The following is a 25,314-nucleotide window of genomic DNA, read 5'->3' as shown; positions in this document are numbered from 1 at the left end:
TTAACGCCGCCGCGCCCGCGCGGCACGCGCCATGCGGCCCGCGGCCGCCTTGTGGGCCTGCCGCCTTACTGCCGCAGCGACAGCCAGATCGCCTTGGGTTCGGTGAAGTTGTCGATGGCCGCGTCGCCGTGCTCGCGGCCCAGGCCGGAGTCCCCGGCGCCGCCCCACGGCAGGCGCACGTCGGTGTGGCCGTAGGTGTTGATCCACACGGTGCCCGCGCGCAGTTCGCCGGCCACCTGGTGCACGCGGCCGATGTCCGCGCTCCATACGCCGGCGGCCAGGCTGAAGGCGGTGCCGTTGGCGATGCGCACGGCATCGGCTTCGTCCTCGAAGCGGATCACGCTGGCGACCGGGCCGAAGATCTCTTCCTGCGAGATGCGCATCTCGTGCTCGACGTTGGCGAACACGGTGGGCGCCACGAAGTAGCCCTTGTCGCCCAGGCGCGCGCCGCCGGTGACGGCGGTGGCGCCTTCGCGCTTGCCGATTTCCACGTAGTCGAGCACCGTCTTCATTTGCGCGGCGGACACCACGGGGCCCATCGTGGTGTCGGGCGAGGCCGGGTCGCCCACGCGGATCGAGCCGGCGCGAGCCGCGAGCTTTTCCACCACCTCGTCGTAGATCTCGCGCTGGGCCAGGATGCGCGAGCCGGCCGAGCAGACCTGGCCGGAGTTGAAGAAGATGCCGGAGGCGGCGGCGCGCACGGCGGCGTCCACGTTGGCGTCGGCGAAGATCAGGTTGGCGGACTTGCCGCCCAGCTCCAGCGTCACGCGCTTGAAGTTGGCGGCGGCGCCCTGCATGATGCCGCGCCCCACGCCGGGCGAGCCGGTGAAGGTGACCTTGTCGATGCCGGGGTGCGCCACCAGCGCGTTGCCCACCACGCTGCCCTTGCCGGTGACGATGTTGAGCACGCCCGGCGGCAGCCCGGCCTCGAGCGCCAGTTCGGCCACGCGCAGCGCGGTCAGCGGCGTGATCTCGGCGGGCTTGACGATCAGCGTGCAGCCGCAGGCCAGCGCCGGGGCGATCTTCCACATGCCGATCATGAGCGGGAAATTCCACGGCACGATGGCCGCCACCACGCCGACCGGCTCGCGCACGGTGTAGGTCAGCGCACCGGGGCGCGCCGGCACCACCTGGCCGTTGATCTTGTCGGCCCAGCCGGCGTAGTAGCGCAGGGTGTCGATCGCCGCCGGCATGTCCTGGCGGCGCACCGCGGCGAGCGGCTTGCCGGCGTCCAGGCTTTCGAGCGCGATGAGCTCTTCCTGGTGCAGCTCCAGCAGGTCCGCCAGCCGGTACAGGATGCGGCCGCGGTCGGCCGCCCGCATGTTGTTCCAGACCTTGAGCGCGGCGCGCGCGGCGGCCACGGCGAGGTCGACGTCGGCGGCGCTGCCCTGCGCGACCAGCGCGATGGGCGCCTCGGTGGCGGGGTCGAGGTCGGTGGAATACTCGCCGGTGCCGGGCGGCAGGCGCTTGCCGTCGATCAGCAGGTCGTGTCTGGGCAGTTCGGGCTGCGTGCTCATGGTTGCTCCTCGCTTGGGTCGGTGGAACCGGGCGGCACTGTGGCGCGATGCGGCGATGCGGCTTGCGGGCGCCCGCGCCTGCTGTCATGCAATGCAGTGTGGGCGGGCGATAGTCCTAAGTCCAATTAATAGGATGGATTGATTGATACGAAATTTGCATAAATAGGGCGGAGGCACGCCGACGCTGGGACGGCGGCACCGGCGTGGCGGCCTCGCCTCAGCCGTGCGCCCGCAGCGCGGCGGCGCGGGGAATGTCCGGCCGCCAGCCCGCTTCGCTCAGCAGGGCCGTCATGGCCGTGTGCAGGTGCTGCGCCACCACCGGCTTGTGCAGCAGCGCGGCGCTGTCGGCATGGACGCTGCGCAGCCGTTCCGGCGCGGTGTCGCCGGTGATGATGACGGTGGGCACGGGCCGGCCCAGCCGCGCGCGGATGGCTTCCATGGCCTGGCTGCCGGTGCGCTCGCCGCGCAGGCGGTAGTCGGCCAGCAGCAGGTCGGGCTTGAAGTCTTCCAGCGCGTCCAGTGCTTCGTCCTCGGACTCCACCGCCAGGCAGGTAGCACGCCAGCTCTGCAGCAGCTCGCGCATGGCGGTGCGGATGTCGGGGTCGTCGTCGAGCACCAGCACGCGCAGCCCGTTCAGGGCGGGCCTGGGCTGCGGCTCGCCGGGGGCGTCGCCGGCCATTTCCGCGTAGGGCGCGGCCTGCCCCGTGAGCGGCAGGGCAAAGCGGAACACCGAACCGCGCCCCGGGCGGGAGTTCAGCAGTACGCGGGTGGAGATGGTGCGCGCCAGGCCCTCCACGATGGCCAGCCCCAGCCCCAGCCCCTTGCGCTGGTCGCGCTCCGGGTTGCCGAGCTGGTGGAACTCCCTGAAGATGGCGCGCCGCTGGCCCAGCGGGATGCCCACGCCGGTGTCCCACACCTCCAGCACCGCCGTGCCGCGCCGCAGGCGGCATGCCACCAGCACGCCGCCCTGGCTGGTGTAGCGGATCGCGTTGGCGATCAGGTTGCGCAGGATCAGCTCGACGAGGTTGGGATCGGCGAACACCGAGACGGTGGTGTCGCGGGTGCGGTAGAACAGGCCGCGCGCGTCGGCCTGCGGCGCGAACTCGTTCTCCAGCTTGTAGAGCATCGGCTGCAGGCGGAATACGCGCGGCCGCGGCGTGATCACGCCGGCGTCCACCTTGGAGAAATCCAGCAGCGTGTTGAGCATCTCGCGCGCCGCGCCCGAGGCCGCCTCGATATGCGCCAGCAGCTGCCGCTGCTTGTCGTTCAGCTCGGAGCGGCCCAGCGTGACCACGAACAGCCCCAGCGCATGCAGCGGCTGGCGCAGGTCATGGCTGGCCGAGGCCAGGAACACCGACTTGGCGCGGTTGGCCTCCTCGGCCTCGTGCTGGGCCGATTCGGCGCGCGCGGTCTGCTCGCGCAGGCGCGCGATCAGCTCCACGTTGGCGAAGCGCAGCGCGATGGCGTGGCGCGCCACGCGCGCATAGTTGCGCGCGAACACCATCAGCACCGCTAGGTAGAGCGGCGCGCCGAGCAGCATGGCCAGGTAGGCGGTGTCGCCGGTGGCGATGAACACCGCCCACACCGGCACGATGGCGGGCACGAAGAACCCCACCGCCACCGGCAGGCACGCCGAGAACACCGCCAGCGCCGCGGCGCTCATGCCGGCGATCAGCGACAGGATGCAGATCACCGTGGCGGGCGAGCCGACATCCATGTAGAGCCACGCCGCCAGCCCCCAGAGGCCGCCGATCACGGTCAGCAGCGCCGTCATGCAGCGGGCGTAGGTCCCGGCCCCGGCTTCGTCCAGGCGGTCGGGCAGGGCGCGCCGCCCGAAGTGCCCCAGCGCGCAGCACGCGGCCAGCGCGGCGGCCCACAGCAGGGCGCCGGGGTGCCGGTGGTCCACGCTCAGCCCGAGGGCGAGGATCAGGCCCGCCAGCGCGCAGCCCAGCATGGCGACGCCGAAGCTCTGGTCGATCAGTTCCATCTCCGCGGCCAGCAGGCGCGGTTCGTCGTAGCGGGGAATGAGCAGCGCCATCGCTCACCTGCCGTTCTGGACCAGGCCGCGTCGCTGCGCCTCGAGCACGGCTTCGACGCGGCTGACCACGCCCAGGTGGTCGAGGATGGCCGCCACATGGACGCGCACGGTGTTCTCCGAAAGGCCCAGGTGATGGGCGATGATCTTGTTGGAGCGGCCCAGGCTGAGCTGCTCGAGCACTTCCAGCTGGCGCGGCGTCAGCGAGCTGGCCTGGTAGGCCGGGCCGCCCGCGTTGCCGGACGGGTGGTCCGCGCCGCCGTCGCCGGGGGCGCTGCCGGACGCGGCGGCCAGCTCGGGATCGAAATAGGTATCGCCGCGCAGCACGCAGGCGATGGCCTGCTCGATCTGCACGCTGTCCGCGGATTTCGGCAGGAAACCCGCGATCTCCTTGCGCGCCGCGCCCGGAATGGTCTCCAGGCCGGAGGTGCCCGAGACGATCAGGATGCGCGCGGCCGGGAAATGCCGGCGCAGCACCTTGACGCCCTCGATGCCGTTGAGCCCCGGCATCTGGATGTCGAGCAGGATGATGTCCACGGGCGCGCCGCGGTGGTCCTGCACCGCGCCCATGACGGAGCCCGCCTCGATGATGCCGGCCACGCTGGGGCTGTCCGCCAGCACCAGGCGCAGCCCGGTGCGGAACAGGGTGTGGTCGTCGATCAGCAGCAGGCGGGCGTTGAGCATGGGGGCGGTGGATGGCACGGTGGCCGTGGCAGAAAGGCTAAGCATAGCAAGCGGCCGGCCGCGAAGCCGCATGCGCGATGCCGGGCGCCGAAGGGCGAATTGGACTCGATTCTGGCTGTACTGTCCATCACCCCTACCTTCGAGGGGACCGGCAATCCGCGCGGGCCGCGCGGATTGCCCGCCAGGCCGCGCCAGCGCTGGATCCGTGGGCAACCGGGCCGCTCTGGCCGCGCGCGCGACTAGTCCGGAAAGATTATTTCGCTGGCGCGCGCGCGCTGTCACCATGCAGGCGTGGGCGATTTCCGCGACTCGCCCATACCACTTTTCTTGCCCACAACCACCCGGCTGTGGGCTTTTTTTCGCCTGTACGGCCGGAGCCGGCGGCGGCGCCACGCGCCGCCCGCCGCGTCCGCTGCCTTGCATGCCCCGCATCGCCCCGTCCGCCTTTGGCCCGCGCGGGCCGCTCAGTCGATCAGCTTGCCGGCCGCGTCGAAGAATGGGTGGTCCGCGCCGAACTCGCCGATCACCGCCGCGTGGCTGACCAGCCCGTGGGCCGGATGCCACCAGTGCAGCAGGTAGCCCGGCGGCTCCATGCGGAAGCGCGAGGCCGCCCGCGGGTCGAGGTCGAGCGTGACCTGGTGCGCCGGCCCCGGCGCGGTCATGGCGATGGTGCCGCCGAAGCGGTGCGCGATATGGCGGTGCAGGTGCCCGCACAGCACGCGCTCCACCTGCGGGTGGCGGCGCACCACGGCCTCCAGCAGGCCGGCGTTCTCCAGTCCCTGCCGGTCCATGTGGCCGATGCCGGTATGGAAGGGCGGGTGATGCAGCAGCAGCAGCGTGGGCCGCGCGGGCGCCGCCGCCAGCGTGGCTTCCAGCCACGGCAGCGCGGCGGGCTCGACGCGCCCGCCCGGCTGGCCCGGCACCGTGCAGTCCAGCGCCACCAGCCGCAGCGGGCCGGCGTCCACGCTGTAGTGGACCGGCGCGTCGCCGTCGCCGTTGGCGAACAGGTAGGCGTGGTCGGCGAACACGCGGCGCAGCGAGGCGCGGTGGTCGTGGTTGCCCGGCAGCAGGTGCACCGGCAGCGGCAGGCCGGCCAGGATGCCGCGCAGGAAGCGGTATTCCTCCTCGCTGCCGAAGTCCACCAGGTCGCCGGTGACGACCACCGCGTCGGGCCGCTGCGGCGCGGCCAGGATGGTGTCGATGCAGCGCCGCAGCGCGCCGGCGGTGTCCACCAGGCGGTAGGACAGCTTGCCGCCCGCCTTGATGTGCAGGTCGGTGATGTGGGCCAGCAGGTAGCCGCCGGCGGAGCCGGCCGCGGGGTCTTGGTCAGGAGTGTTCATGCGGTGCTTATGGGATGCCTGTGTGGTGCCTGTGCGTTGCTTTGCGGCGCTCGTGTGGCGCCCTGTCAGGCGGCGAGCGCCGGCGCAAGCGTGATCAGGTGGCCGGTATCGAGGCGCAGGCCGACGCGGTCGCCCGGGTGCCAGCCGTCGCGCCGGGTGGTGTCGACCACCAGCGGCGCGGGCGCGCCCACGTCCACCAGCAGGCGCGTGTAGTTGCCGAGGAACAGCGCGGTCACCACCGCGCCGCCCAGGTGCGCATCCTCGGGGAGTGCCAGCGCCACGTCCTCGGGGCGGAACAGCAGTTCGGCGTGCGGCGCGGCCGCGGCGTTCGCGGCGCACGGCACCAGGCCGCCGGGCACGCGCCAGGCGTTGCCTTCCAGCGCCGCCGGCAGGCGGTTCATGGTGCCGATGAAGTCCGCCACGAAGGCGTTGGCCGGGGCGCGGTAGATCTGCTGCGGCGTGCCGGCCTGGGCGATGCGGCCGCGCTCCATCACGATGATGCGGTCGCCCAGCGCCATCGCCTCGGCCTGGTCGTGGGTGACGTAGACCGCGGTGATGTGCAGGCTGCGCAGCAACTGGTTGATGTCGGCGCGCAGCGCGTCGCGCAGCTTGGCGTCGAGCGCGGTGAGCGGCTCGTCGAGCAGCAGCACGCGCGGCTGCACGGCGATGGCGCGCGCCAGCGCCACGCGCTGGCGCTGGCCGCCGGAGAGCTGGTCGACGCGGCGCCCGGCGAACGGGCCGAGGTGCATCATGGCCAGCATCTCGTCCACCCTGCGGCGGCGCGCGGCGGCGTCCACGCGGCGCACGCGCAGGCCGTAGGCGATGTTCTCCGCCACCGTCATGTTGGGGAACAGCGCGTAGCTCTGGAACACCATGCCCACGCCGCGCCGCTCGATCGGCAGCGGCGTCACGTCGTTGTCGCCGAACATGACCACGCCGCCGGCGTCCGGATATTCCAGCCCGGCGACGATGCGCAGCGTGGTGGTCTTGCCGCAGCCCGATGGCCCGAGCAGGACCACGGTCTCGCCGGCGCCGATCTCCAGGTCGAGCGGTTCCAGCGCCAGCGTGCCGTCGGCAAAGGTCTTGCCGCAGCGGTGCAGCGTGATGGGAGTGGGTTCATGCATGGCGGGCCTCGGAAGCGGGAAGCGGTTCGGCGCCGGCCAGGTCCCTGGCCACGGCGTCGTCGGCGGGCGGCCGGTGCCGGCGGGCGCGCGCGCCGAGCGCGCTTGCGGCCTGCATCAGCACCAGCAGCGGAATGATCATGAAGAAGAACACGATGGTGTAGGCCGAGCCGATCTCCAGCCGCATCGAGGCGTAGCTGTCGGCCAGCCCCACCGGGAGCGTCTGGGTGGTGGGCGTGTGCAGCATCCAGGTCAGGTTGAATTCGCCCACCGACAGCGTGACCACCATCAGCGCGCCGGCCAGGATGCCCTGGCGGCAGTTGGGCAGCACCACCGTGAAGAAGCGCTGGACGCGCGTGGCGCCCAGGCTGGCGGCGGCGTCTTCGAGCGTGCGGATGTCGATGGCCGACATGATGGCCAGCACCGAGCGCACCATGAACGGCAGCGTGAACAGCACGTGCCCGACCAGGATGAACACCCAGCTGGTGCGGAACGCCTGCCAGCCGCCGTACAGCAGGATCAGGCCCAGCGCCGTGGCCAGCCCGGGCACGGCCACCGGCAGCATCAGCAGCTCCTCGATCAGGCGCGTCACGCGCCCACGCCGCAGCGCCATGTAGTAGGCCGCCGGCACGCCCAGCGCCAGCGTGCAGGCCAGGCAGGCCAGCGCGATGCCGAGCGACAGGAAGATGGTGTTGCGGTAGAGCGACCACACCTCCGCCAGCCAGCGCGTGGTCAGCCCGCTGGCCACGCCGATGAAGATATTGTTGGTCAGTCCGGCCAGCACCGACAGCACCACCGGCACCACCATGAACAGGCAGACCGCCAGCGCCAGGGCAAGCTGCAGCCAGTAGGCGCTGCCGCGTCGTCGTGAATGGATCATGCGCGCTCCTCAGGCGGTGGCGGCGACGGCGTCGCCGGAGAACCAGCGCGCCAGCGCCAGCAGGGCCCACGTCACCGTGCCGAGCAGCACCGACAGCGCCGCCGCCATGCCGAAGTTGGCGTAGTTGGTGAACTCGTTGTAGATGGTCAGCGGCAGCACGTCGAGCTGCGTGGCCAGCGTAAACGCCGTGCCGAACGCGCCCATGCTGGTGGCGAAGCAGATCGCGCCGCTGGAGATCATGGCCGGCATCAGCGCGGGCAGCATCACGTCGCGCACCACGCGCCAGCGGCCCGCGCCGAGCGAGCGCGCGGCTTCTTCCAGCGAGGTGTCGAGCTTGGCCACCGCGGCCATCACGGTGAGGATCACGCGCGGGATGGAGAAATACAGGTAGCCGACGAACAATCCCGCCAGTCCGTAGGCGAAGGTCCAGCGTTCGTCCGCCAGCCACTCGCCGGCCATCGCCAGCAGGCCGTTGCGCCCGCCCAGCATGATCACCATGAAGCCGATCACCACGCCGGGGAAGGCCAGCGGGAAGGTCAGCATGGCCACCAGCAGCGATTTGCCGGGCACCGCGTTGCGTTCGAGAAAGGTGCCCGTGATGCCGGCGATGATCAGCGTGGCCAGCGTCACGGTGGCCGACAGCAGCACCGTGACCAGCAGGCTGTGCAGGTAGCGCTGGCTGGTGAGCACGGTCCAGTAGACGCTGGCGCCGTCCTTGCCGCTGACGCTGATGGCCAGCAGCTTCGCCATCGGCAGGCAGAAGAAGGCCACGAAGACGATCAGGGCGGGCAGGGCGAAGAGGAGAAGAGGAAAGGGCTTCTTCATGGGCGGGGCGCTTCCCGGTGCGAGCCTGTGGAGGCGGGTTTGCGCGGGCCCGGCGGGCACCGCGGCTGGAACCGGCGGCGGACCGGGCGGCCCGCCGCCGGCTTCGGCGGCAACCGGGCCGCCGCGGCCGGCATTGCCGGAGTGCTTGCCGGAGCGATTACCGGACTTCCTTCAGGTACGTCTCGCTGAAGGCCTTCTGCGCATCCGCCATCTTGCCGAAATCCACCGGCCTGGCGCGCGCATAGTCCGCCGCGGGCAGGAACTTCGCCTGCACTTCCTTCGGGATGCCGGCGCTGCGCACCGGGCGCAGGTAGGCGCTGGCCCACAGCGCCTGGCCGGCGTCGGACAGCACGAAGTCGAGCACCTTGCGGCCTTCGGCGTCATGCGGCGCCTTGTTCACCAGGCTCATCACGTAGGGCACCACCACCGTGCCTTCCTTCGGGATCACGAAGGCCACGTTGGCGCCGTCCTTGTAGCGCGCGCGGTAGGCGTTGAAGTCGTAGTCCAGCAGGATGGGGATCTCGCCGGACAGCACGCGCGCGTAGGCGGTCTGCTTGGGCACGATGGGCTGGTTCTTCTGCAGGTCCTTGAAGTACTTGAAGGCGGGGCCGAAGTTGTCCATCGAGCCGCCCAGGGCCTGGTTGACGGCCACCGCGCCCACATAGCCGACGAAGGCGCTGGCCGGGTCGAGGTAGCCGATCAGGCCCTTGTACTCGGGCTTGAGCAGGTCGGCCCACGACTGCGGCACGGGCTTGCCGCGCAGCGCATCGACGTTGACCATGAAGCCGAGCGTGCCCGAGTGGATGGCGAACCAGTTGCCTTGCGGGTCCTTCAGGCCGTCGGGGATGTCGTTCCAGTGGGCGGGCTTGTAGGCGGCGGTGACGCCGTCCTTCTTGGCCTCGATGCCGAAGGTCACGCCGTAGTACACCACGTCGGCGACCGGGCTGGCCTTCTCCGCCACCAGTTGCGCGAGCGACTGGCCGGAGTTCTTGTTGTCGTGCGGCACGGTGACGCCGGTCTTTTCCTTGATGGCGCGGATCTGCGCGGCCCAGTCTGCCCATTCGGGCGGGCAGTTGTAGCAGATCGCGGTCTGGGCGGCCACGCCCTGGCTGAAGGCGGCGGCGCCGAGCGCGATGGCGATCCAGCGTAGCGGTTTGTGCCAGGAACGGCTTGCTTGCATGGTGAACTCCTTGGTTGCGGACTGGGGCTGGGGGAAAGGCTGGGGGAAAAGGTCGGGCCGCATGCGGTGCTTCATGTGGTGCCGCGCGCGGTGCCTCGTGCCGGCGCGGCGACCGTGCCGCCCAGGCGCAGCGCGTGCGGCAGCAGCGTGACCCGAGCGGTGCCGGCGTCACGCGCGGCGCCCGCGGGATCGAAGCGGGCCAGCAGGCGCGCCACGGCGCGCGCGCCGATCTCGGCATTGGGCTGCACCACGGAGGCCAGCGGCGGCTCCACCAGCGCGCCGAGCGCGATGCCGTCGCAGCCCAGCACCGAGATGTCGCGCGGCACGCGCAGGCCGAGGCGCTTGAGGTCCGAGATCACGCCGATGGCCAGCAGGTCGTTGGTGCAGAAGAAGGCGGTGGGCGCGTCCGGCCCCGCGGCCAGCGCGCGGATCTGTCCGGCGCTGCTGGCGGTATGGCTGGGCAGGCACAGCGGCGGCGCCGGTTCCAGGCCGTGCGCGCGCATGGCGTCGCGGTAGCCGTCGAAACGCTGGCGGGCGCGGTCGGAGGCCACGAAGGCGCCGGACACCACGCGGATGCGGCGGTGCCCGGCGGCGATCAGCGCCGACACGCCTTCGCGCGCGCTGCCGCGGTTGTCCACCGAGACCGAATGGCGCCGGCCGCGCGCGGCGGCCTGGTTGTAGGCCAGCACGTAGGGCACGCCTTCGGCGTCGAGCTGGTCGAGCACGGCGCTGCGCGCGGCGTCGGCCACCGTCAGCACCATGCCGTCGACGCGGTGGCGCAGCAGGTATTCGATGCGCTCGCGCTCGCGCGCGGGGTCGTAGGCGCTGGTCACCAGCATCAGCGAATAGCCGGCGGCCAGCGCGGTGTCTTCGATGCCGCGCCAGCAGTCGGCGAACACGGCGTTTTCCAGCGTCGGCAGCATCACGCCGATCATGCGGCTTTGCTGCGCGCGCAGCTTGCTGCCGAGCAGGTTGGGGCGGAAGCTCAGTTCGCGCGCGGCATCCAGCACGCGCTGCACGGTGCTCTTGCGCACCAGCGCCGGGCTGTTGAAGGCACGCGATGCCGTGGCCAGCGACACGCCGGCCGCCTGCGCCACGTCGACCAGGGTGACGGCGGCGTCTTGCGGGGCACTGGGCGAGCGGTCGTGGTGGCGGTTCACGTTGACGAAGCGGGTGTGGTTCTGAAGGGGGCAAACGTTCCCGGCAATGAAAACGTTTTCATTCAAGTCGCAAAAAAATCGGGCAGCAAGCCTTTGAGATGTTGCGGCGCATGAGCCAAACCTGCGCCGCCAAGGCGGTAACCCGGTACAGCGCGGATTGTGGGGATGGTGCGTGACAGCACGATGACAGCCGCGGCGGCGGCAGGCGCCAGGGTTCCGCAGCAGAGGCGGGGGAGCAAAAGCGCGGAGCAAAAGCGGGGAGAGGGCACCGCTGGCATGGCGTTTGCGGCAGGCAGTGGGTCCCGCCGCCACCGCGGCAGTCCAGCAGAGGAATCCGCCATGAACCGCTCCAGCAAGACCGCCCGCTCCGAAGACGACAAGCCGGTGCCCGGCCGCGCCGGCACCGCCACGCGTGCGCAGGACCCGCAAGGCGGCGCCGAGCCCCGCCTGCCGCACGAGCACGACGAGAGCCACCACAGCCAGGACAGCGGCCCGCGAAAGGAAGTCGAGCAGGCCGGGCGCGATATCGAACGCGGGCTGGAAGATACCGATCTCTACCGCACGCGCGGCAAGCGCACCGGGCGCCAGCAGTAGCCCGCGGCCATAGCCGATGGCACGGGCCGTCAATACGCACTTGGGAAGCAATCGGGAAGCCGGAAACGGCAGCGGCCTCCGCGCATGCACGCGGAGGCCGCATCTGGCGGCGCCCGGAGGCGCCGCGCCGGGCTCAGGGCCCGGGGGCCGGGCTGCCCTTAGCGTTGCCCGCCTTGCTGGCCGCTCCCTTGCTGGCCGCTCTTCTGGCCTTGCTGGTCCTGCTGGCCGGCCTGATCGGTCTTCTGGCCTTGCTGCCCTTGCTGGCCGGGCTGACCTTGCTGGCCCTGTCCGCGGTCTTGTTGCTGCTGCTGGCCGCCCTTCTGGTCATGGCTGCCCGACTGGGAGCCTTGCTGACCCGATTGCTGCTGTTGCTTGCTCTGGTCCTGCTGGCCTTGGCCGGATTGCTGTTGCTGTCCCATCGTGTTCTCCATGGCGCGGCGGAATGCCGCGTTGTGGAGAACGTGCAAAGCGCGTGCCAAACGCGGTGGCGGCAGCGGCGCATGGCGTGCGCCGCGCCGCCTGGCACCCCGCCAGGCGCCGACTGGCAACGGCTGGCCGCCGGGGCACCGTGGCCGGCGCGCGCCGGCCGGCCCGGTCCGGGCCCGGAAAGTCGATGGCGCGCCATATGCGCGCGGCCACGCGATGCCGCGTCCCCGGCGTTTTTTACAACGCCCGCAGTTTTTTACAGGCGGCGCCGGGGCCGCTCGCCGCTTCCGCTCGCGGTGCTTTGCCCGTCCGAGCCTGCCTCGATGCCCGCGCGAGCGCGCAATCGAGGAGGGGCCGCTGCCCGGAACGGTCTTTGCAGAGAGGTATGCAGGAGCCCGCACACGGCGGCATGCCTGACGGCGTGACAGACGGCGTGCCAGACGGCGTGACGCCGCCATGCAAGGCCTACCGGCTCTTTTCCCTCTTTCCCGAGTCTTTCGGGCCATCATCAGGAGATCGCCATGAACACCACCACCACGCTGCGCACCCTTTGCCTGGCCGCCATGCTGGCAGTCGCCGGCGCCGCCCAGGCCGCCACCGATACCGGCACCAGCATGAGCAACACCACCGACAACGCCAAGCAGAAGATCAGCGACGGCACCCTCACCACCAAGGTCAAGGCGGAATTGCTGGCGGCCAAGGGCCTCAAGTCCACCGGCATCCACGTCAAGACCAAGGATGGCGTGGTGTCGCTCGACGGCAAGGTGCCTAGCGAGGATCAACGCACGCTCGCCGTGCAGACCGCCCGCAACGTCGACGGCGTGGCCTCGGTGTCGGATTCGCTGCAGGTGGTCGCCAAGTAGGGCGCAGCTGGCCGGCCCGGGCGGCGCGCAGGGCGCGGCTCAGGCCGCGAGATGGAAGCCCGCCGGGCCGAAGCCGGCGCCGTGCGGGAGCGGGTCCGGCGCGTCCGCCTCCAGCAGGCGCACGGCGGCCGGGCCCACGGTATTGGCGCAGGCGGCCGCCAGCGCGCGCGCATGGGGCAGGCCGGCCTGCCGCGCCAGCCAGTCGCCCGGAATGCCGCGGCCGGTGGCCAGCAGGTAGAGCGCGTGCGCCACGCGCTGTTCGCGCAGCAGCACGCGCAATGCCTCGCCCTCCGCGAACAGGCGTGCGCGCACCAGCCGCGGCGCCACCTGCCAGCGGGTCGACACCAGCGAGGCATCCCAGGCCAGCCGGGGCAGTTCGAACATGGCCCCGGCCAGCGCGCGCGACCAGTATTTCTCGGTCGTGCCCTGGCCGTGCGGCAGGCCGCCCAGCGTCATGCGCGGGCAGGCCGCATCCGGCACCGCGCGCAGCGCGAGTGCCGTCTCCTGCCCGGCCCTGGGCAACAGGTCGCAGTCGAAGTAGGCGAAGGCCGGCACCACGAAGGGCTTGCCCGGCACCACCTCGCGCCGCGCGTTGGCATCGCGCAGGCGCGCGCTGCCGCGCAGGGCGTCCACGCGCACGGCGAAGGGAAAGCGCAGATGGGACAGGCGCAGCTCGGTGCTGCTGACAAGGGCCATGCGGGGTTCAGGGGCGCGGCCGGCGCACGGACGTCGCACGCGGGCGCAAAGGCCCCATTGTACGTGGGTGGGCGCGGCAGATTGTCGTCGCGGCGACCATTGCCGGCGCTACAGTTCCGACAGCCCGACGCGCCGCAGCCGCTCCAGGTCGGTCACGCGGATGCTCTGGTACGAGATGTCGACCATGCCGTCGGCCGCCAGCCGGCGCAGCGCCTGGTTGACGCGCTGGCGCGACAGGCCGGTAAGCAGGCCGATTTCTTCCTGGGACAGCTCCAGCACGGCATTGGTGCGCGGATACAGCGCCGCGTGGAACAGTTGCGCGATGGCCTGCGCCACGCGCGCATCCGCGCCCAGCAGCCGGTCGTTCTGCACGGTGGCGATGAACTGGCCCATGCGCTCGTTGAGCTGGCGCACCACGAAGCTTGAGAAGGGCAGGCTCTCGGCCAGCAAGGCATGGAATACCGTATCGGGCACCAGCGCGATGCGCGAATCGCGGATGGCGATCACGTCGTAGCGGCGCGCCTCGCGCTTGATGACGCTGCCTTCGCCGCACCAGCCGCCCGCCGGCACGCCGGAGAACGTGCAGCCGCGCCCGTCGGGCGTATAGACCGCCAGCTTGATCAGCCCGCTTTCCACCCCGATCCAGTAGCGCGAGGGCTCCCCCCGGCGCGCCACGAAGGCGCCCGCGGCAAAGTCCTGCATCACCACCTGCCGCGCCGCCAGCGCCTGGTGCTGCGGGGCGAGCGACGCGAACCACTCATGCCGGGCCAGCAGCGTGGCGGGCGCCTCGGGCGTGGCGGGGGCGGTCGCGGGAAGTCCGGCGGGGGCAGGGGGGATCGGCAGGCTGGACATTGATGTGGGTCAAGCCCGGAGCGCTGGCCGGGCAGGCACTGTCATCCGGGCGACAAAGCTTTGTCGTGTGGGATGATAGCCTTGCGCAGCAAAAAGTAACAGCGACCGGCGGCGCACGCCGCGCCCGGCGCAAGCGGAGACCAGCAATGCCAACCGATTTCGACACCGGCCTGGGCAAGAACCCGGCCAACCACGTTCCCCTCACCCCCATCGACTACCTGGCCCGCGCCGCCAACGTCTACGGCGAGCGCCTGGCCATCGTGCACGGGCCGGTGCGCCAGACCTGGCGCGAGACCTACGTGCGCGCGCGCCGCCTGGCCAGCGCGCTGGCGCGCCTGGGCGTGGGCAAGGGCGACACCGTGGCGGCGCTGCTGCCCAACACGCCGGCCATGGTGGAAGCCCACTTCGGCGTGCCGATGGCGGGCGCGGTGCTCAACGCGCTGAACATCCGGCTCGATGCCTCCAACCTGATCTTCATGCTGCGCCACGGCGAGGCCCGGGTACTGCTGGCCGACACCGAGTTCGCCGACCTCGCGCGCCAGATCGCCAACGAAATCCCGGGCCTGAAAGTGGTGGCCGTGGTCGACGCGCTCGGCCCGCAGGACGCGCCGCGCTTCGCCGAGACCGACTACGAAAGCCTGCTGGCCTCGGGCGATCCCGAATACGCGTGGCAGATGCCCGCCGACGAGTGGGACGCCATCGCGCTCAACTACACCTCCGGCACCACCGGCGACCCCAAGGGCGTGGTCTACCACCACCGTGGCGCGGCCATCAACGCCGTCTCCAACATCCTCGAATGGGACCTGCCCAAGCACGCGGTCTACCTGTGGACGCTGCCGATGTTCCACTGCAACGGCTGGTGCTTCCCGTGGACCATCGCCGCGCGCGCCGGCGTCAACGTCTGCCTGCGCAAGTTCGAGCCCAAGCTGGTGTTCGACCTGATGCGCGACGAAGGCGTGACCCACTACTGCGCCGCGCCCATCGTGCATACCGCGCTGGTCAACGCGCCGCCGGCCTGGCGCGAGGGCCTGCGCGGACCGGTGCGCGGCATGGTGGCCGGCGCGCCGCCGCCGGCCGCGGTGCTGGCGCAGATGGAAGCGATGGGCTTCGAGCTGACCCACGTCTACGGCCTGACCGAAACCTACGGCCCGGCCGCCGTGTGCGCCGAGCAGGACGACTGGGCCACCCTGTCGCAGGAAGAGCGCGCCACCAGGAAGGCCCGGCAGGGCGTGCGCTACCACCTGCAGGCCGACGTCGCCGTGCTGGACCCGGACACCATGCAGCCGGTGGCCGCCGACGGCGAGGAGATCGGCGAGATCATGTTCCGCGGCAATATCTGCATGAAGGGCTATCTCAAGAACGAGAAAGCCACGCGCGAAGCCTTCGCCGGCGGCTGGTTCCACACCGGTGACCTGGGCGTGCGCACGGCGGACGGCTACGTCAAGATCAAGGACCGCAGCAAGGACATCATCATCTCCGGCGGCGAGAACATCTCCAGCGTGGAGGTGGAAGACGCGCTCTACCGCCACCCGGCCGTGCTGGCCGTGGCGGTGGTGGCCCAGCCCGACGCCAAGTGGGGCGAGACGCCGTGCGCGTTCGTCGAGCTGAAGGAAGGCGCCGGCGTCACGGCCGAAGAGCTGATCGCGCACTGCCGCACGCTGCTGGCCGGCTTCAAGGTGCCCAAGGCGGTCTACTTCGGGCCCTTGCCCAAGACCTCGACCGGCAAGATCCAGAAGTTCGAGCTGCGCCGCAAGGTCAAGTCGGATACGGCCATCGACGTCTGAGCCGCCGGCATGCGGGCCGCCGCGCGCCGGGCGCGCGGCGGCGGTGGCGTCAGTGCGTGGCCGCGCGCGCCGGGGCCGGCGCCGGCGCGGCCGGCCGCGGCGCGCGCGCCGGCAACTCGCCCGTGAAGGCAAAATCCACCTCCGGCACGCGCCCGCTCACGATGTCCGCGATGGCGCGGCCCGAGCCGCAGCCGTGCGTCCAGCCCAGCGTGCCATGCCCGGTGTTGAGGTACAGCCCGCGCACGGCGGAGGCGCCGATGTACGGCACGTTGCCCGGCGTGGCCGGGCGCAGGCCGGTCCAGAACTGCGCCAGTTCGGGCCGGCTCATGCCCGGGAACACCTCCAGCGTGCGCCGCACGATGGCCTCGCAGCGCACCGGGTTGAGGTCCATCGCATAGCCGTTGAGCTCGGCCGTGCCGGCAATGCGCAGGCGGTCGCCGAAGCGCGAGAACACCAGCTTGTACTCGTCGTCAGTCAGGCTCACGCTGGGCGCGCGCGCGGCGTCGAGCACCGGCAGCGTCGCCGAGTAGCCCTTGGCCGGATAGATGTCGAGCTTGACGCCGAGCGGGCGCGCCAGCACCGGGCTGAAGCTGCCCAGCGCCAGCACGTAGGCGTCGGCGCTCTCGATCTCATAGGCGCCGGTCTCGCTGGCGATCTCCACCCCGCGCATGGCGCCGCCCTCGGCATGCAGCCGCTGCACCCGCACGCCGTAGCGCAAACGCACGCCCAGCGCCTCGCAGCGCGCCGCCAGCGCGGTGGTGAAGCGGTGCACGTCGCCCGATTCGTCCTCGCTGGTATAGGTCGCGCCCGCCAGGCGCGGCGCGATGTTCGCCAGCGCCGGCTCCAGCCGCACCACCTCGTCCGGGCCGATCACGCGGCGCTCGCAGCCCAGCTCGCGCATGATGCGCGCCGGCTCGATGGCCGCGTCGAACTCCTTCTGGCTGGTGTAGAAATGCAGGATGCCGCGCGTCAGGTGGTCGTACTCGATGCCGGTCTCGGCGCGCAGCGCCTGCAGGCTGGCGCGGCTGTAGGTGCCGAGGTTGAGCAGCTGGACCATGTTGTGGGTGGAGCGCCGCGCCGAGCACTCGCGCAGGAACTTCAGCCCCCACGACCACTGCGCCGGATCGGCGCGCAGGCGGAACAGCAGCGGCGCATCCTCGCGCCCCAGCCAGCGCAGCATCTTCAGCGGCGCGCCCGGGTTGGCCCACGGCTCGGCATGGCTGACGGAGATCTGCCCGCCGTTGCCGAAGCTGGTTTCGCGGGCCGCGCCCGCATTGCGTTCCAGCACCACCATCTCATGCCCGGCGCGCGCCAGGTACCACGCCGAGGCGACGCCGATCACGCCGGCTCCCATCACGATGACTTTCATTTCTCAGGCTCCGGATAGCAAAAAGGGACAGCCAGGCCATCCGGCCCGGCTGTCCCCACTGTCCTTTTACCTGAGAGATTCGCCGCACCCGCAATGGGTACCGGCTTGCCCCTTCGGCGGCCGCGCGCCGCTTACCTTGTCGGTGCGGCCCGGCGCTCTCCAGTTCGTTCGGTTTCCAGTCTTTTGCACCTGAGCGTTTCAGGGGTACGCCTTCGGTAGAGCCGCCCGCATCGCCGCGGCGGGGGTGGCTCGTTCTCCTGGAAGCGGCACATTAGCATGCGCCGCGCGCGGCCGCAATGGCCGCGGCGCCGCCCTCGGCCGCCCTGGCCGCTCTTGACCGCTGTCAGCCGCCGATGCCCAGCAGCTCCACCTCGAAATTCAGCGTCGCGTTGGGCGGAATCGTGCCGGGTACGCCACGCGAGCCGTAGGCGGTCGGGCCCGGGCAGACCAGCCTGGCCTTGCCGCCGACCTGCATCTTCTGCACGCCCTCGGTCCAGCACGGGATCACGCGGTTGAGCGGGAAGGAGATCGGCTGGCCGCGCTTGTACGAGCTGTCGAACTCGGTGCCGTCGGTGAGCGTGCCGCGGTAGTGGACCTTGACCGTGTCGGACGCCTTGGGCGAGGGACCGGTGCCCTTGACGAGGTGCTGGATGGTCATGCCGGAGGGCAGGGTCTCCACCGGGCCGGCGGGCGCGGCGGCGTGGACGGCGCCGGCGGTGGCAAGGGCGGCGAGGAGCAGGGTGATCTTCTTCATCGTGGGTTTTGCTGGGTGAAAAAAGCAGGCGCCGGCCGTGGCCGGAAAGCCGCATCTTAAACCGGGACGGAGACGGCCCCGGGTTTTGGCTCGTGGCGCCCGCCTTGCGCCACCGTGGCGTCAACGCATCACGGCATCACCGGCGGACGATAGGGCAGCGTCGTCGCGAACGCCCACAGCATGAACAGCACCAGCGGCGCATGGACCAGCAACTGGGTGAAGGTGAAGCCCACCACGTCCTTGGCGCGGATGCCGAGCACGCCCAGCAGCGGCAGCATCCAGAACGGGTTGATGAGGTTGGGCAGCGCCTCCGCGGCGTTGTACACCTGCACGGCCCAGCCGAGGTGGACCTGCAACTGGTTCGCGGCCTGCATCACGTAGGGTGCCTCGATGACCCACTTGCCGCCGCCGGAGGGCACGAAGAATCCCAGCACGGCCGAATAGACGCCCATCACGGCGGAGAACGATTCCCGGGTGGCCACCGAGACGAAGGCGGACGCCAGGTGGTGCGACAGGCTGGCGCCGTCCACGCCGGTGGCCTTGGTCAGCATGAACGCGATGCCGCCGTACAGCGGGAACTGGATCAGCACGCCGGCCGTCGACGGCACGGAGCGCGCGACCGCGCGCAGGAAGCGCTTGGGGCGCCAGTTCAGCAGCATCCCCAGCATCAGGAACAGGAAGTTGTAGGTGTTGAGGTTGGAGATCGCGAGGATGGGGTCCTTGCTGGTGAACTCGTGCGCCAGCCAGCCGGCGCCGAGCGCGACGATGACCAGGGTCAGCAGCGGGCTGTATTCGAGCCATTCGCCGGGGCGCGCCGGGCGCGCCGTCGCGTCGGCGGCATCGTCGAGGTCCACGCCCATGTCCTGCGCGGTGCGTGCGCGCTCGCCGGCGGGGGCGGAGAAGTAGGCCACCAGCAGCGAGGCCGTGATCAGCACGGCGGTCATCGCTATCGACTGCCACAGGAAGATGGTCTCGGCGAACGGGATCACGCCGGTGATGTCGAGCAGCGACTTGGGCAGGCTGCCCGGGTTTGCCTGCAACTGCGCCGCGGACGAACTCAGGCCGAGTGCCCAGGTGGCTCCCATGCCCAGGTAGGCGGCCGCGCTGGCAGCCCGGTAATCCACGCGCAGCCCGGTGCGGCGGGCGATGGCGCGCACCAGCAGGCCGCTGAAGATCAGGCTGATCGCCCAGTTGAGCAGTGAAGTCAGCAGGCTCACCAGCGCCACGAAGGCCACCGCGCCGCGCGCCGTCCTGGGCAGCGCGGCGAGCCGCGCGATCAGCAGCGAGGCGGGCGGCGACGCCGCCACCACGTAGCCGGAGATCGCCACCACCGCCATCTGCATGGTGAACGGAATCAGGCTCCAGAAGCCGTCGCCGAACGCCTGCGCCACGCTTTGCGTGGAGGCGCCGATGCCGAGCGCGCCGAGCGCGACCACGACCACCGCGATCGCGGCGAAGATATACGAATCGGGGAACCAGCGCTCGGACCAGTCGGTGACCTTGACGGCCAGGCGCTCGAGCCCGCCGCGGCTTGGGTGGTCTTCGCTTTCCAGTGACAGGGGTGTGCTCGTCATTGCTCTCTCCTTACTTTGCCAGGGATATGGCGCGCGGCGCGGTGCCGCGCGGGTCTTCGAATCCTTCGTAGGCCATGACGGCGGCCGCCAGGTCTTCCAGCGCGGTGCCGACCGCCTTGAACACGGTGATTTCGCTCTCGCCCGCGCGTCCCGCGTGGGCTTGCCGGCACAGCTCGGCGAGCGTGGCGCGGATGTCGGCCGCGCGCAGCACGCCCTGCCCGATCGGGTGGAGCAGGTCGCCCGCCTTGAGGATGGCTTCGCCGGTATCGACGAACACCGAGGTCCCGCCGAAGCAGGCGTCGTCGGCCTCGCGCATCTCCGGGGTGAAGCCGCCGATCAGGTCCAGGTGCGTGCCGGGGCCGAGGAAGGCGCGCCGGACCAGCGGCGCGGTGGCCAGCGTGGCCGAGCTCACGATGTCGGCGCCCGCGCAGCCTTCCTGCACGGACGCCGCCACGCGGGCATCGAAGCCGTCGGCGCACAGCCTCGCGGCCAGCGCCGCGGCCTGGCGGGCATCGATGTCCCACACGGCGACGCGCGCGACGGGCCGGACCGCGCGGTAGGCATAGGGCAGCAGGCTCGCCACCCGTCCCGCGCCGATCACCAGCATGGACGACGCCTGCGGCCGGCTCAGGTACGAGGCGGCCAGCGCCGACGCGGCGGCGGTGCGGCGCGAGGTGATCTCGTTGCCGTCGATCATCGCCAGCGGCCTGCCGGTGCGCGCGTCATGCAGCAGATAGGTCGAGTACAGGCCCGGCAGCCCGGCCTGCGTGTTGCCGGGGAAGATAGTGACGGTCTTCACGCCGAGATAGGCGCCGGCCTGCCAGGCGGGCATCAGCAGCACCGTGCCGGTGCCCGTTCCCGCTGCCTGGCCGGGCGCGCCGATGGCATGGCTGTGCCGCTGCGGGACCTCGCAGCCGCGGATGAAGGCCTCGCGCAGGGCGGGGATGAGCGTGTCGAACGGCAGCAGCGCGCGGGTGGTGTCGGAGTCCAGTGTCAGCATGGTCGCGTGATGAAGTGAGAAGGGAAGAGGCATGGGGGCCCTGGTGGCTGGCATGGCGCGGTTCCGCTCAGGCATCGAGCACGATGTCGCTGGCGGGGATCGCCTGGCACGCAAGGCACATGCCGGCGTCCTCCGGGTCTTCGCCGTGCAGGTGGCGCACCTGGCCGGCGGCGAGCGGCACGGCGCAGCTCTCGCACTGCCCGACCCGGCAGCCGCTGGGCAGCGCCACGCCCAGCCGTTCGGCGAAGCCCAGCAGCGGCCCGTCGGCCGAATGCCAGATGCCGGCCAGGCCGGATTTGGCGAACACCACGTTGAACTGCCGCGCGGGGCCGGCGGGCGCGTGCGCGGGCGCGCGGAAGATCTCGCGGAAGATGTCCGAGCGGTGCACGCCGCGCGCGGCCAGCGCGTCGGCAAAGGCGGCCATCATCGGCGCCGGCCCGCACATGTAGACCAGCGGGCGCGCGTCCAGCCACGGCGCGGGGACGTGCCCGGCGCCGACGCGCCCGGCCACGTCGTAGTCGATGCCGGGGCGGTCGTGCGGGTCCGGGCGGTCGTAGAAATCGATGATCTCCAGGCCGGGGATCTGCCGGCGCAGCGCGCGCAGGCGCGCGCGGAAGGCATGGGCCTGCCCGTTGCGGTTGGCGTACAGCAGCAGGATCCGGGGCGGATCGCCGATGCCCTCCAGCGATTCGAGCAGCGAGATGAACGGCGTGATGCCGATGCCGCCGGCCAGCAGCACCAGCGGGCGCCGCGTGCGCACCGGCATGACGAAGCTGCCGGACGGCGCGCGCAGCGCGACGAGCTCGCCCACCGCGAGGCGCTGGTTGATGTAGGAGGACACCAGCCCGGGCACGGCCTCGCCGGTGGCCGACACGCCGCCGGCGCGGCGCACCGAAATGGAGTAGCCGCGCCGCCCCGGCACCGTGGCGGGCCCCGTGAGCGAGTACGAGCGCACCACGTCCTCGCCGCCGGGCTGCACGGCGAGCTTGATCGTCACGTGCTGGCCGGGCTGGAAATCCGGCAGGCCGCCGCCGTCGGCGGGCTCGAGGAAGACCGACGTGACCTCGTGCGCTTCCTGGCGCAGGCTGGCCACGCGGAACGCGCGATAGCCGTCCCACGCGCGCCGCGCCACGTCCAGCCCCGGCTCGCGCTCGACGTTGCAGCGGAACGCGCGCAGCGGCACGGAGCCGCTGAGCGGGTCGATGCTGTCGGTGCTGATCAGCCCGTTGTAGTTGCTGTTGCCCGGCCCCGTGGCCGGCAGCGGCCCTTGCGCCAGCGCGTCGCAGCGCTGCCACCAGCCGAACTCGCCGACCACCACGCGCGGATGCAGCCCTTCCCTGACCCGGGCGGTGAAGGTGGCGCTGCCCGCGGCGGTGGTCACGCGGATGGCGTCGCCGCTGGCGATGCCGCGCGCGGCGGCCAGCGCGGTGGAGATGTCCGCCTCCGGCCGCGGCGCCTTGCGCCTGAGCGACGGCAGGCCGCGGTGCTGGCTGTGGCAGTAGTAGCCGCTCTTGGCCGATGTCAGCATGAACGGAAACGGCTCTGCCGCCGCACCGGGCGCGTCGCCTGCGGGCTGCGACGGGCGCGGCAGGGCCGGATAGCCGTGGCGCAGCAGCAGCTCGGAATACAGTTCCACCAGGCCGGTCTGCGTGTCGAAGGCGCGCCCGCGCGGCTTTGCCGCGTATTTTCTTTCCACGTCGGCCACCGGCACGCGCATGCCTTCGGGATGCCGGCGCAGCTGGCTGACGGTCAGGCCGCTGGGCGCCAGCATGTGGTTCCAGCCGGCTTCCAGGCTGCCGCCGAAGAACGCGTCCGACATCCCCAGCCTGACCGCGAGGTCGAACACGATGTCGTTGTCCGAGCGCGCTTCGCCGCGCGGCGAGACCATGCGCTGGCGCAGCTGCACCAGTTGCTCGGCTTCGGCGCTGATCTCGAAGCCGATGCGCAGCCCTTCGCGCTCCCACGGCGTGTTGACCGGCAGCAGGATGTCGGCATAGCGCGCGCTGGGCGTCTCGAACAGGTCGCAGTGCGCGTAGAAGTCCAGGCTGCGCAGCGCCCGCGCGCCGTCTTCCACGTCGGCCTGCGACAGCAGCGGATTGGTGCCGAACGCCACCAGCGTGCGCACGCGGTAGGGCTGCGCGTGCAGGATGGCGCGGTAGAGGTCGCGCGCGGTGATCCAGCCCTGCGCGGGCGGGCCCAGCGGCCGTTCGCCGTAGCCGAGGGCCTTGGCCTTCTGTTGCGGCGGCAGCAGGCCGAAGCCGCTCACGGCGTTGGAGGGCGGTTTCTGGTAGATGCGGTTGCCGCCGGCGCGGTCGAAGCTGCCGGTCAGCGCGTACAGGCAGGCGATGGCGCGGTCGGTCTGGGTCGCGTTGTCGTGCTGGCCGACGCCGGACCAGGCGTGATAGGCCACCGGCCCGGCGCTGGCGAACAGGCCGGCGGCCTGGCGGATGTCGCCCTCGGGCACCCAGGTCAGCTCGGCGGCCAGCGCGGCGGGATAGCGCGCGCATTCCTCGGCATACAGGTCGAAGGCGGGCCGGCACGCGACGGCGGGCAGGCCGGGGGCGTTCGCGTCGCTCACGCTGAACGCGCCCCTGAGCGCGACGTGGGCGAAATCCCCGGGCTGCAGCGCCAGCCAGGGCTGCGCCCGCGCCGCGCGCGCGTTCCACACCAGGTAGGCGTCGCCGTCGGCCAGGCCGATGTCGCGCCCGCGCAGGAAGCGCCCGTTGTCGTTGCGCACCAGCAGCGGGCCGTTGGTCCACCGGCGCACGAAGTCCAGGTCGAAGGCATTGGCTTCGATCAGCAGGTTGGCGATCGCCAGCGCCAGCGTGGCATCCGTGCCGGGGCACACGCGCAGCCACTGGTCGGCCTGCCCGGCCAGCGCCGTTTCCCGGGGGTCGACCACCAGCAGCTTCGCGCCGGCCCGCCTGCCGGCGCCGATGGCATCGGCCTGCGCCAGCCAGGTATTGGCCGGGTTGTGCCCCCACAGCACGATGAGCCCGGCGTGGCGGTAATCCGCGGTCGGCATGCCGCAGCCGAAGGTGAAGGCGTGGGCGTAGTCCTTGTGCCAGTTGCAGATCTCGGTGGCGTAACAGGTGTTGGGGCTGCCGAAGAGCCGGATGAACCGTTCGATCCAGTCGATGCTGTCGCTCAGCGGCGTGCCGCTCGGCGTGGTGACCGCGAACGCCACCGATTCGGCGCCGCCTTCCTGCCGGGCCAGCCGCATGCGGCTGGCCACCTCGGCCAGCGCCTCGTCCCAGGAAATGCGCTGCCAGCCGGGGTCGGGATCGGTCTTGGGATTGGTGCGGCGCATCGGGTAGAGGATGCGCTCGGCGCTGTGGACCAGTTCCGGCGCGGACTTGCCCTTCAGGCACATGGCCTTGCCGGTGGGGTGGGCGGGGTCTGGCCGCACCGATACCAGGGCGTCGTCCACCACCACGTTGACCGTGCCGCAGCGGGAGCGGCACAACGTGCAGTAGCCGTGCTTGTGTTCTTCGTTGCTCATTGCGGGTCCATGCTTCTTGTCTCCTGGGCGGATGCTAGCTAGCATGGGCACGTATTTCTAATTCTTAATTTTGAAGACGCAATATCGGAAAAATCGATGCTCCCCACTTTGAAGCAGGTGCAGCACTTCATTGCGGCGGCCGAGTGCGGACAGGTGTCGCGGGCGGCACTTCGCTGCCATGTGTCGCAGTCCTCCATGACGGCGTCGCTGAAGAGCCTGGAGGAGGCCCTGAGCGTCCAGTTGTTCACGCGGCACGCCGGCGGCGTCCGCCTGACCGAGGCGGGCGCGCGTTTCCTGCGGCATGCGCAGCGCATCGAGGATTCGGTGCTCGACGCCGTGGAGGCCGTCAGCGTTGCCCCGGTGGAGATCGCCGGCACCGTGCGCCTGGGCGTGACGGAAACCATCACGGCGTACGTGCTGCCGGGCCTGCTGCCGTCCATCGAGCGGAAATTCCCCAGGCTGCGGCTCGAAGTGCTGGAGCACGAGCGGCATGACCTCGAACGCGGCATCCTGGGCGGCAAGATCGACGTGGCCCTGCTGCTGGTGTCGAACCTGCCCGGGCTGAACCACGTCACCTGCGAGACGCTGCTGCGCTCGCCGCGGCAGTTGTGGGGACACCCGGAGCATCCGCTGATGACGGCCGAGCGCGTCGGGCTGGCCGACGTGGCCCGGCACGACTACATCCTGCTCGACATGGACGAGCACATCTCCACGGTCGGGAAGTACTGGGGCCAGTACGGCCTGGCGCCCGCGGTGCGCTACCAGAGCTGCTCGATCGAGGCGGTGCGCAGCCTGGTCGCGGCCGGGCGCGGGGTGGCGATCCTGTCCGACCTGGTCTACCGGCCGTGGTCGCTGGAGGGCCAGCGCATCACGCGGCGCGGCCTGGCCGACAAGGTGCCGTCGATGGACGTGGGCCTGGTCTGGAAGCGCGAGCCCGCCACGCCCGGCAACGTGGTGGCGCTGGCGGACTTCCTGCGCGGCGCCGTGCGCGAGAAGGCCAGGTTCTAGCCGGCGCCATCCGGTCATCCGCTCATCCGGTCAATTTGACCAATTTGGCCAGTTCGCCCAAACCGGCCTATGCCCGCGCGGCCGGCGCCGCCTATCCTGTCTTGTGCGGCGCGCGGTCCCGACCGGCGCCGTGCAGCCGGGCGCACCCAC

General features: G+C 71.3%; 21 protein-coding genes and 1 riboswitch. Of the genes, 4 read left to right on the top strand and 17 right to left on the bottom strand.

Features of this window, described 5'->3' with window-relative positions; genetic code table 11:
• Positions 1-65: 65 nt before the first annotated feature.
• The 9 genes from ACKI2N_RS29170 to ACKI2N_RS29130 form a co-directional block, all read right to left on the bottom strand.
• Positions 66-1,517: an aldehyde dehydrogenase family protein gene (locus ACKI2N_RS29170; RefSeq protein ID WP_420998047.1), complete on the bottom strand. Its 1,452-nt coding sequence runs from the start codon at positions 1,515-1,517 to the stop codon at positions 66-68.
• 217 nt (positions 1,518-1,734) lie between these two features.
• Positions 1,735-3,555, bottom strand: coding sequence for a hybrid sensor histidine kinase/response regulator (locus ACKI2N_RS29165; RefSeq protein WP_420998046.1), 1,821 nt, complete (start codon positions 3,553-3,555; stop codon positions 1,735-1,737).
• Between the two features lie 3 nt (positions 3,556-3,558).
• Positions 3,559-4,236 carry a response regulator gene (locus tag ACKI2N_RS29160; RefSeq protein ID WP_420998095.1) on the bottom strand — a complete coding sequence of 226 codons (678 nt, stop codon included), beginning with the start codon at positions 4,234-4,236 and terminating at the stop codon, positions 3,559-3,561.
• A 464-nt stretch (positions 4,237-4,700) separates the two neighbouring features.
• Positions 4,701-5,576 (bottom strand): phosphodiesterase, encoded by an 876-nt coding sequence (locus ACKI2N_RS29155; RefSeq protein ID WP_420998045.1) that lies wholly within the window; start codon positions 5,574-5,576, stop codon positions 4,701-4,703.
• 65 nt (positions 5,577-5,641) lie between these two features.
• The gene (locus ACKI2N_RS29150; protein ID WP_420998044.1) at positions 5,642-6,700 is read right to left on the bottom strand and encodes an ABC transporter ATP-binding protein; all 1,059 of its coding nucleotides are present in this window, start codon (positions 6,698-6,700) and stop codon (positions 5,642-5,644) included.
• Positions 6,693-7,577 (bottom strand): ABC transporter permease, encoded by an 885-nt coding sequence (locus ACKI2N_RS29145; RefSeq protein WP_420998043.1) that lies wholly within the window; start codon positions 7,575-7,577, stop codon positions 6,693-6,695. The genes ACKI2N_RS29150 and ACKI2N_RS29145 overlap by 8 nt, the downstream gene beginning before the upstream one ends.
• Before the next feature lie 9 nt (positions 7,578-7,586).
• Positions 7,587-8,402 (bottom strand): ABC transporter permease, encoded by an 816-nt coding sequence (locus ACKI2N_RS29140; protein ID WP_420998042.1) that lies wholly within the window; start codon positions 8,400-8,402, stop codon positions 7,587-7,589.
• Positions 8,403-8,559: 157 nt separating this feature from the next.
• Entirely contained in the window at positions 8,560-9,582 is a 1,023-nt protein-coding gene (locus ACKI2N_RS29135) for an ABC transporter substrate-binding protein (RefSeq protein WP_420998041.1), read from the bottom strand.
• A gap of 71 nt (positions 9,583-9,653) precedes the next feature.
• Positions 9,654-10,742 (bottom strand): substrate-binding domain-containing protein, encoded by a 1,089-nt coding sequence (locus ACKI2N_RS29130; RefSeq protein ID WP_420998094.1) that lies wholly within the window; start codon positions 10,740-10,742, stop codon positions 9,654-9,656.
• A 339-nt stretch (positions 10,743-11,081) separates the two neighbouring features.
• On the opposite strand from ACKI2N_RS29130, the gene ACKI2N_RS29125 reads away from it, so the two are divergent.
• A complete protein-coding gene (locus ACKI2N_RS29125) occupies positions 11,082-11,336 on the top strand; it encodes a hypothetical protein (RefSeq protein WP_420998040.1) in 255 nt (84 codons plus the stop codon).
• Between the two features lie 158 nt (positions 11,337-11,494).
• Here ACKI2N_RS29125 and ACKI2N_RS29120 read toward each other — a convergent pair whose 3' ends face one another.
• On the bottom strand, positions 11,495-11,755 hold the full coding sequence (locus tag ACKI2N_RS29120; RefSeq protein ID WP_420998039.1) for a hypothetical protein: 261 nt from the start codon (positions 11,753-11,755) through the stop codon (positions 11,495-11,497).
• Positions 11,756-12,283: 528 nt separating this feature from the next.
• On the opposite strand from ACKI2N_RS29120, the gene ACKI2N_RS29115 reads away from it, so the two are divergent.
• Positions 12,284-12,625 (top strand): BON domain-containing protein, encoded by a 342-nt coding sequence (locus tag ACKI2N_RS29115; RefSeq protein WP_420998038.1) that lies wholly within the window; start codon positions 12,284-12,286, stop codon positions 12,623-12,625.
• A gap of 39 nt (positions 12,626-12,664) precedes the next feature.
• Here the strand turns inward: ACKI2N_RS29115 and ACKI2N_RS29110 are convergent, their stop codons facing one another.
• A complete protein-coding gene (locus tag ACKI2N_RS29110; RefSeq protein ID WP_420998037.1) occupies positions 12,665-13,321 on the bottom strand; it encodes an AraC family transcriptional regulator in 657 nt (218 codons plus the stop codon).
• A gap of 108 nt (positions 13,322-13,429) precedes the next feature.
• Positions 13,430-14,173, bottom strand: a complete 744-nt coding sequence (locus ACKI2N_RS29105; RefSeq protein ID WP_420998036.1) for a Crp/Fnr family transcriptional regulator — start codon at positions 14,171-14,173, stop codon at positions 13,430-13,432.
• 146 nt (positions 14,174-14,319) lie between these two features.
• Here ACKI2N_RS29105 and ACKI2N_RS29100 point away from each other — a divergent pair, with 146 nt between their 5' ends.
• Positions 14,320-15,957 (top strand): acyl-CoA synthetase, encoded by a 1,638-nt coding sequence (locus tag ACKI2N_RS29100; RefSeq protein ID WP_420998035.1) that lies wholly within the window; start codon positions 14,320-14,322, stop codon positions 15,955-15,957.
• A 49-nt stretch (positions 15,958-16,006) separates the two neighbouring features.
• On the opposite strand, the gene ACKI2N_RS29095 is transcribed toward ACKI2N_RS29100, so the two are convergent.
• From ACKI2N_RS29095 to ACKI2N_RS29075, 5 genes are all read right to left on the bottom strand, one after another.
• Positions 16,007-17,326, bottom strand: a complete 1,320-nt coding sequence (locus tag ACKI2N_RS29095) for a D-amino acid dehydrogenase (RefSeq protein ID WP_426990861.1) — start codon at positions 17,324-17,326, stop codon at positions 16,007-16,009.
• Between the two features lie 48 nt (positions 17,327-17,374).
• Positions 17,375-17,499: riboswitch (glycine riboswitch) on the bottom strand.
• 170 nt (positions 17,500-17,669) lie between these two features.
• A complete protein-coding gene (locus tag ACKI2N_RS29090; protein WP_420996739.1) occupies positions 17,670-18,080 on the bottom strand; it encodes an FKBP-type peptidyl-prolyl cis-trans isomerase in 411 nt (136 codons plus the stop codon).
• A 128-nt stretch (positions 18,081-18,208) separates the two neighbouring features.
• Positions 18,209-19,654: a short-chain fatty acid transporter gene (locus ACKI2N_RS29085; RefSeq protein WP_420996740.1), complete on the bottom strand. Its 1,446-nt coding sequence runs from the start codon at positions 19,652-19,654 to the stop codon at positions 18,209-18,211.
• A 10-nt stretch (positions 19,655-19,664) separates the two neighbouring features.
• Positions 19,665-20,654: an ornithine cyclodeaminase family protein gene (locus ACKI2N_RS29080; protein WP_420996741.1), complete on the bottom strand. Its 990-nt coding sequence runs from the start codon at positions 20,652-20,654 to the stop codon at positions 19,665-19,667.
• Between the two features lie 67 nt (positions 20,655-20,721).
• Entirely contained in the window at positions 20,722-24,156 is a 3,435-nt protein-coding gene (locus ACKI2N_RS29075) for a molybdopterin-dependent oxidoreductase (protein WP_420996743.1), read from the bottom strand.
• A gap of 96 nt (positions 24,157-24,252) precedes the next feature.
• On the opposite strand from ACKI2N_RS29075, the gene ACKI2N_RS29070 reads away from it, so the two are divergent.
• Complete coding sequence (locus ACKI2N_RS29070) at positions 24,253-25,164, top strand: LysR family transcriptional regulator (protein WP_420996744.1); 912 nt, start codon at positions 24,253-24,255, stop codon at positions 25,162-25,164.
• Positions 25,165-25,314 lie beyond the last annotated feature (150 nt).

The organism is Cupriavidus sp. 30B13 (genome assembly GCF_049059565.2).
Taxonomy (GTDB): Bacteria; Pseudomonadota; Gammaproteobacteria; order Burkholderiales; family Burkholderiaceae; genus Cupriavidus.
Note: the sequence above shows the minus strand (reverse complement) of the source record. Positions and strands in the feature narration are given on the sequence as shown.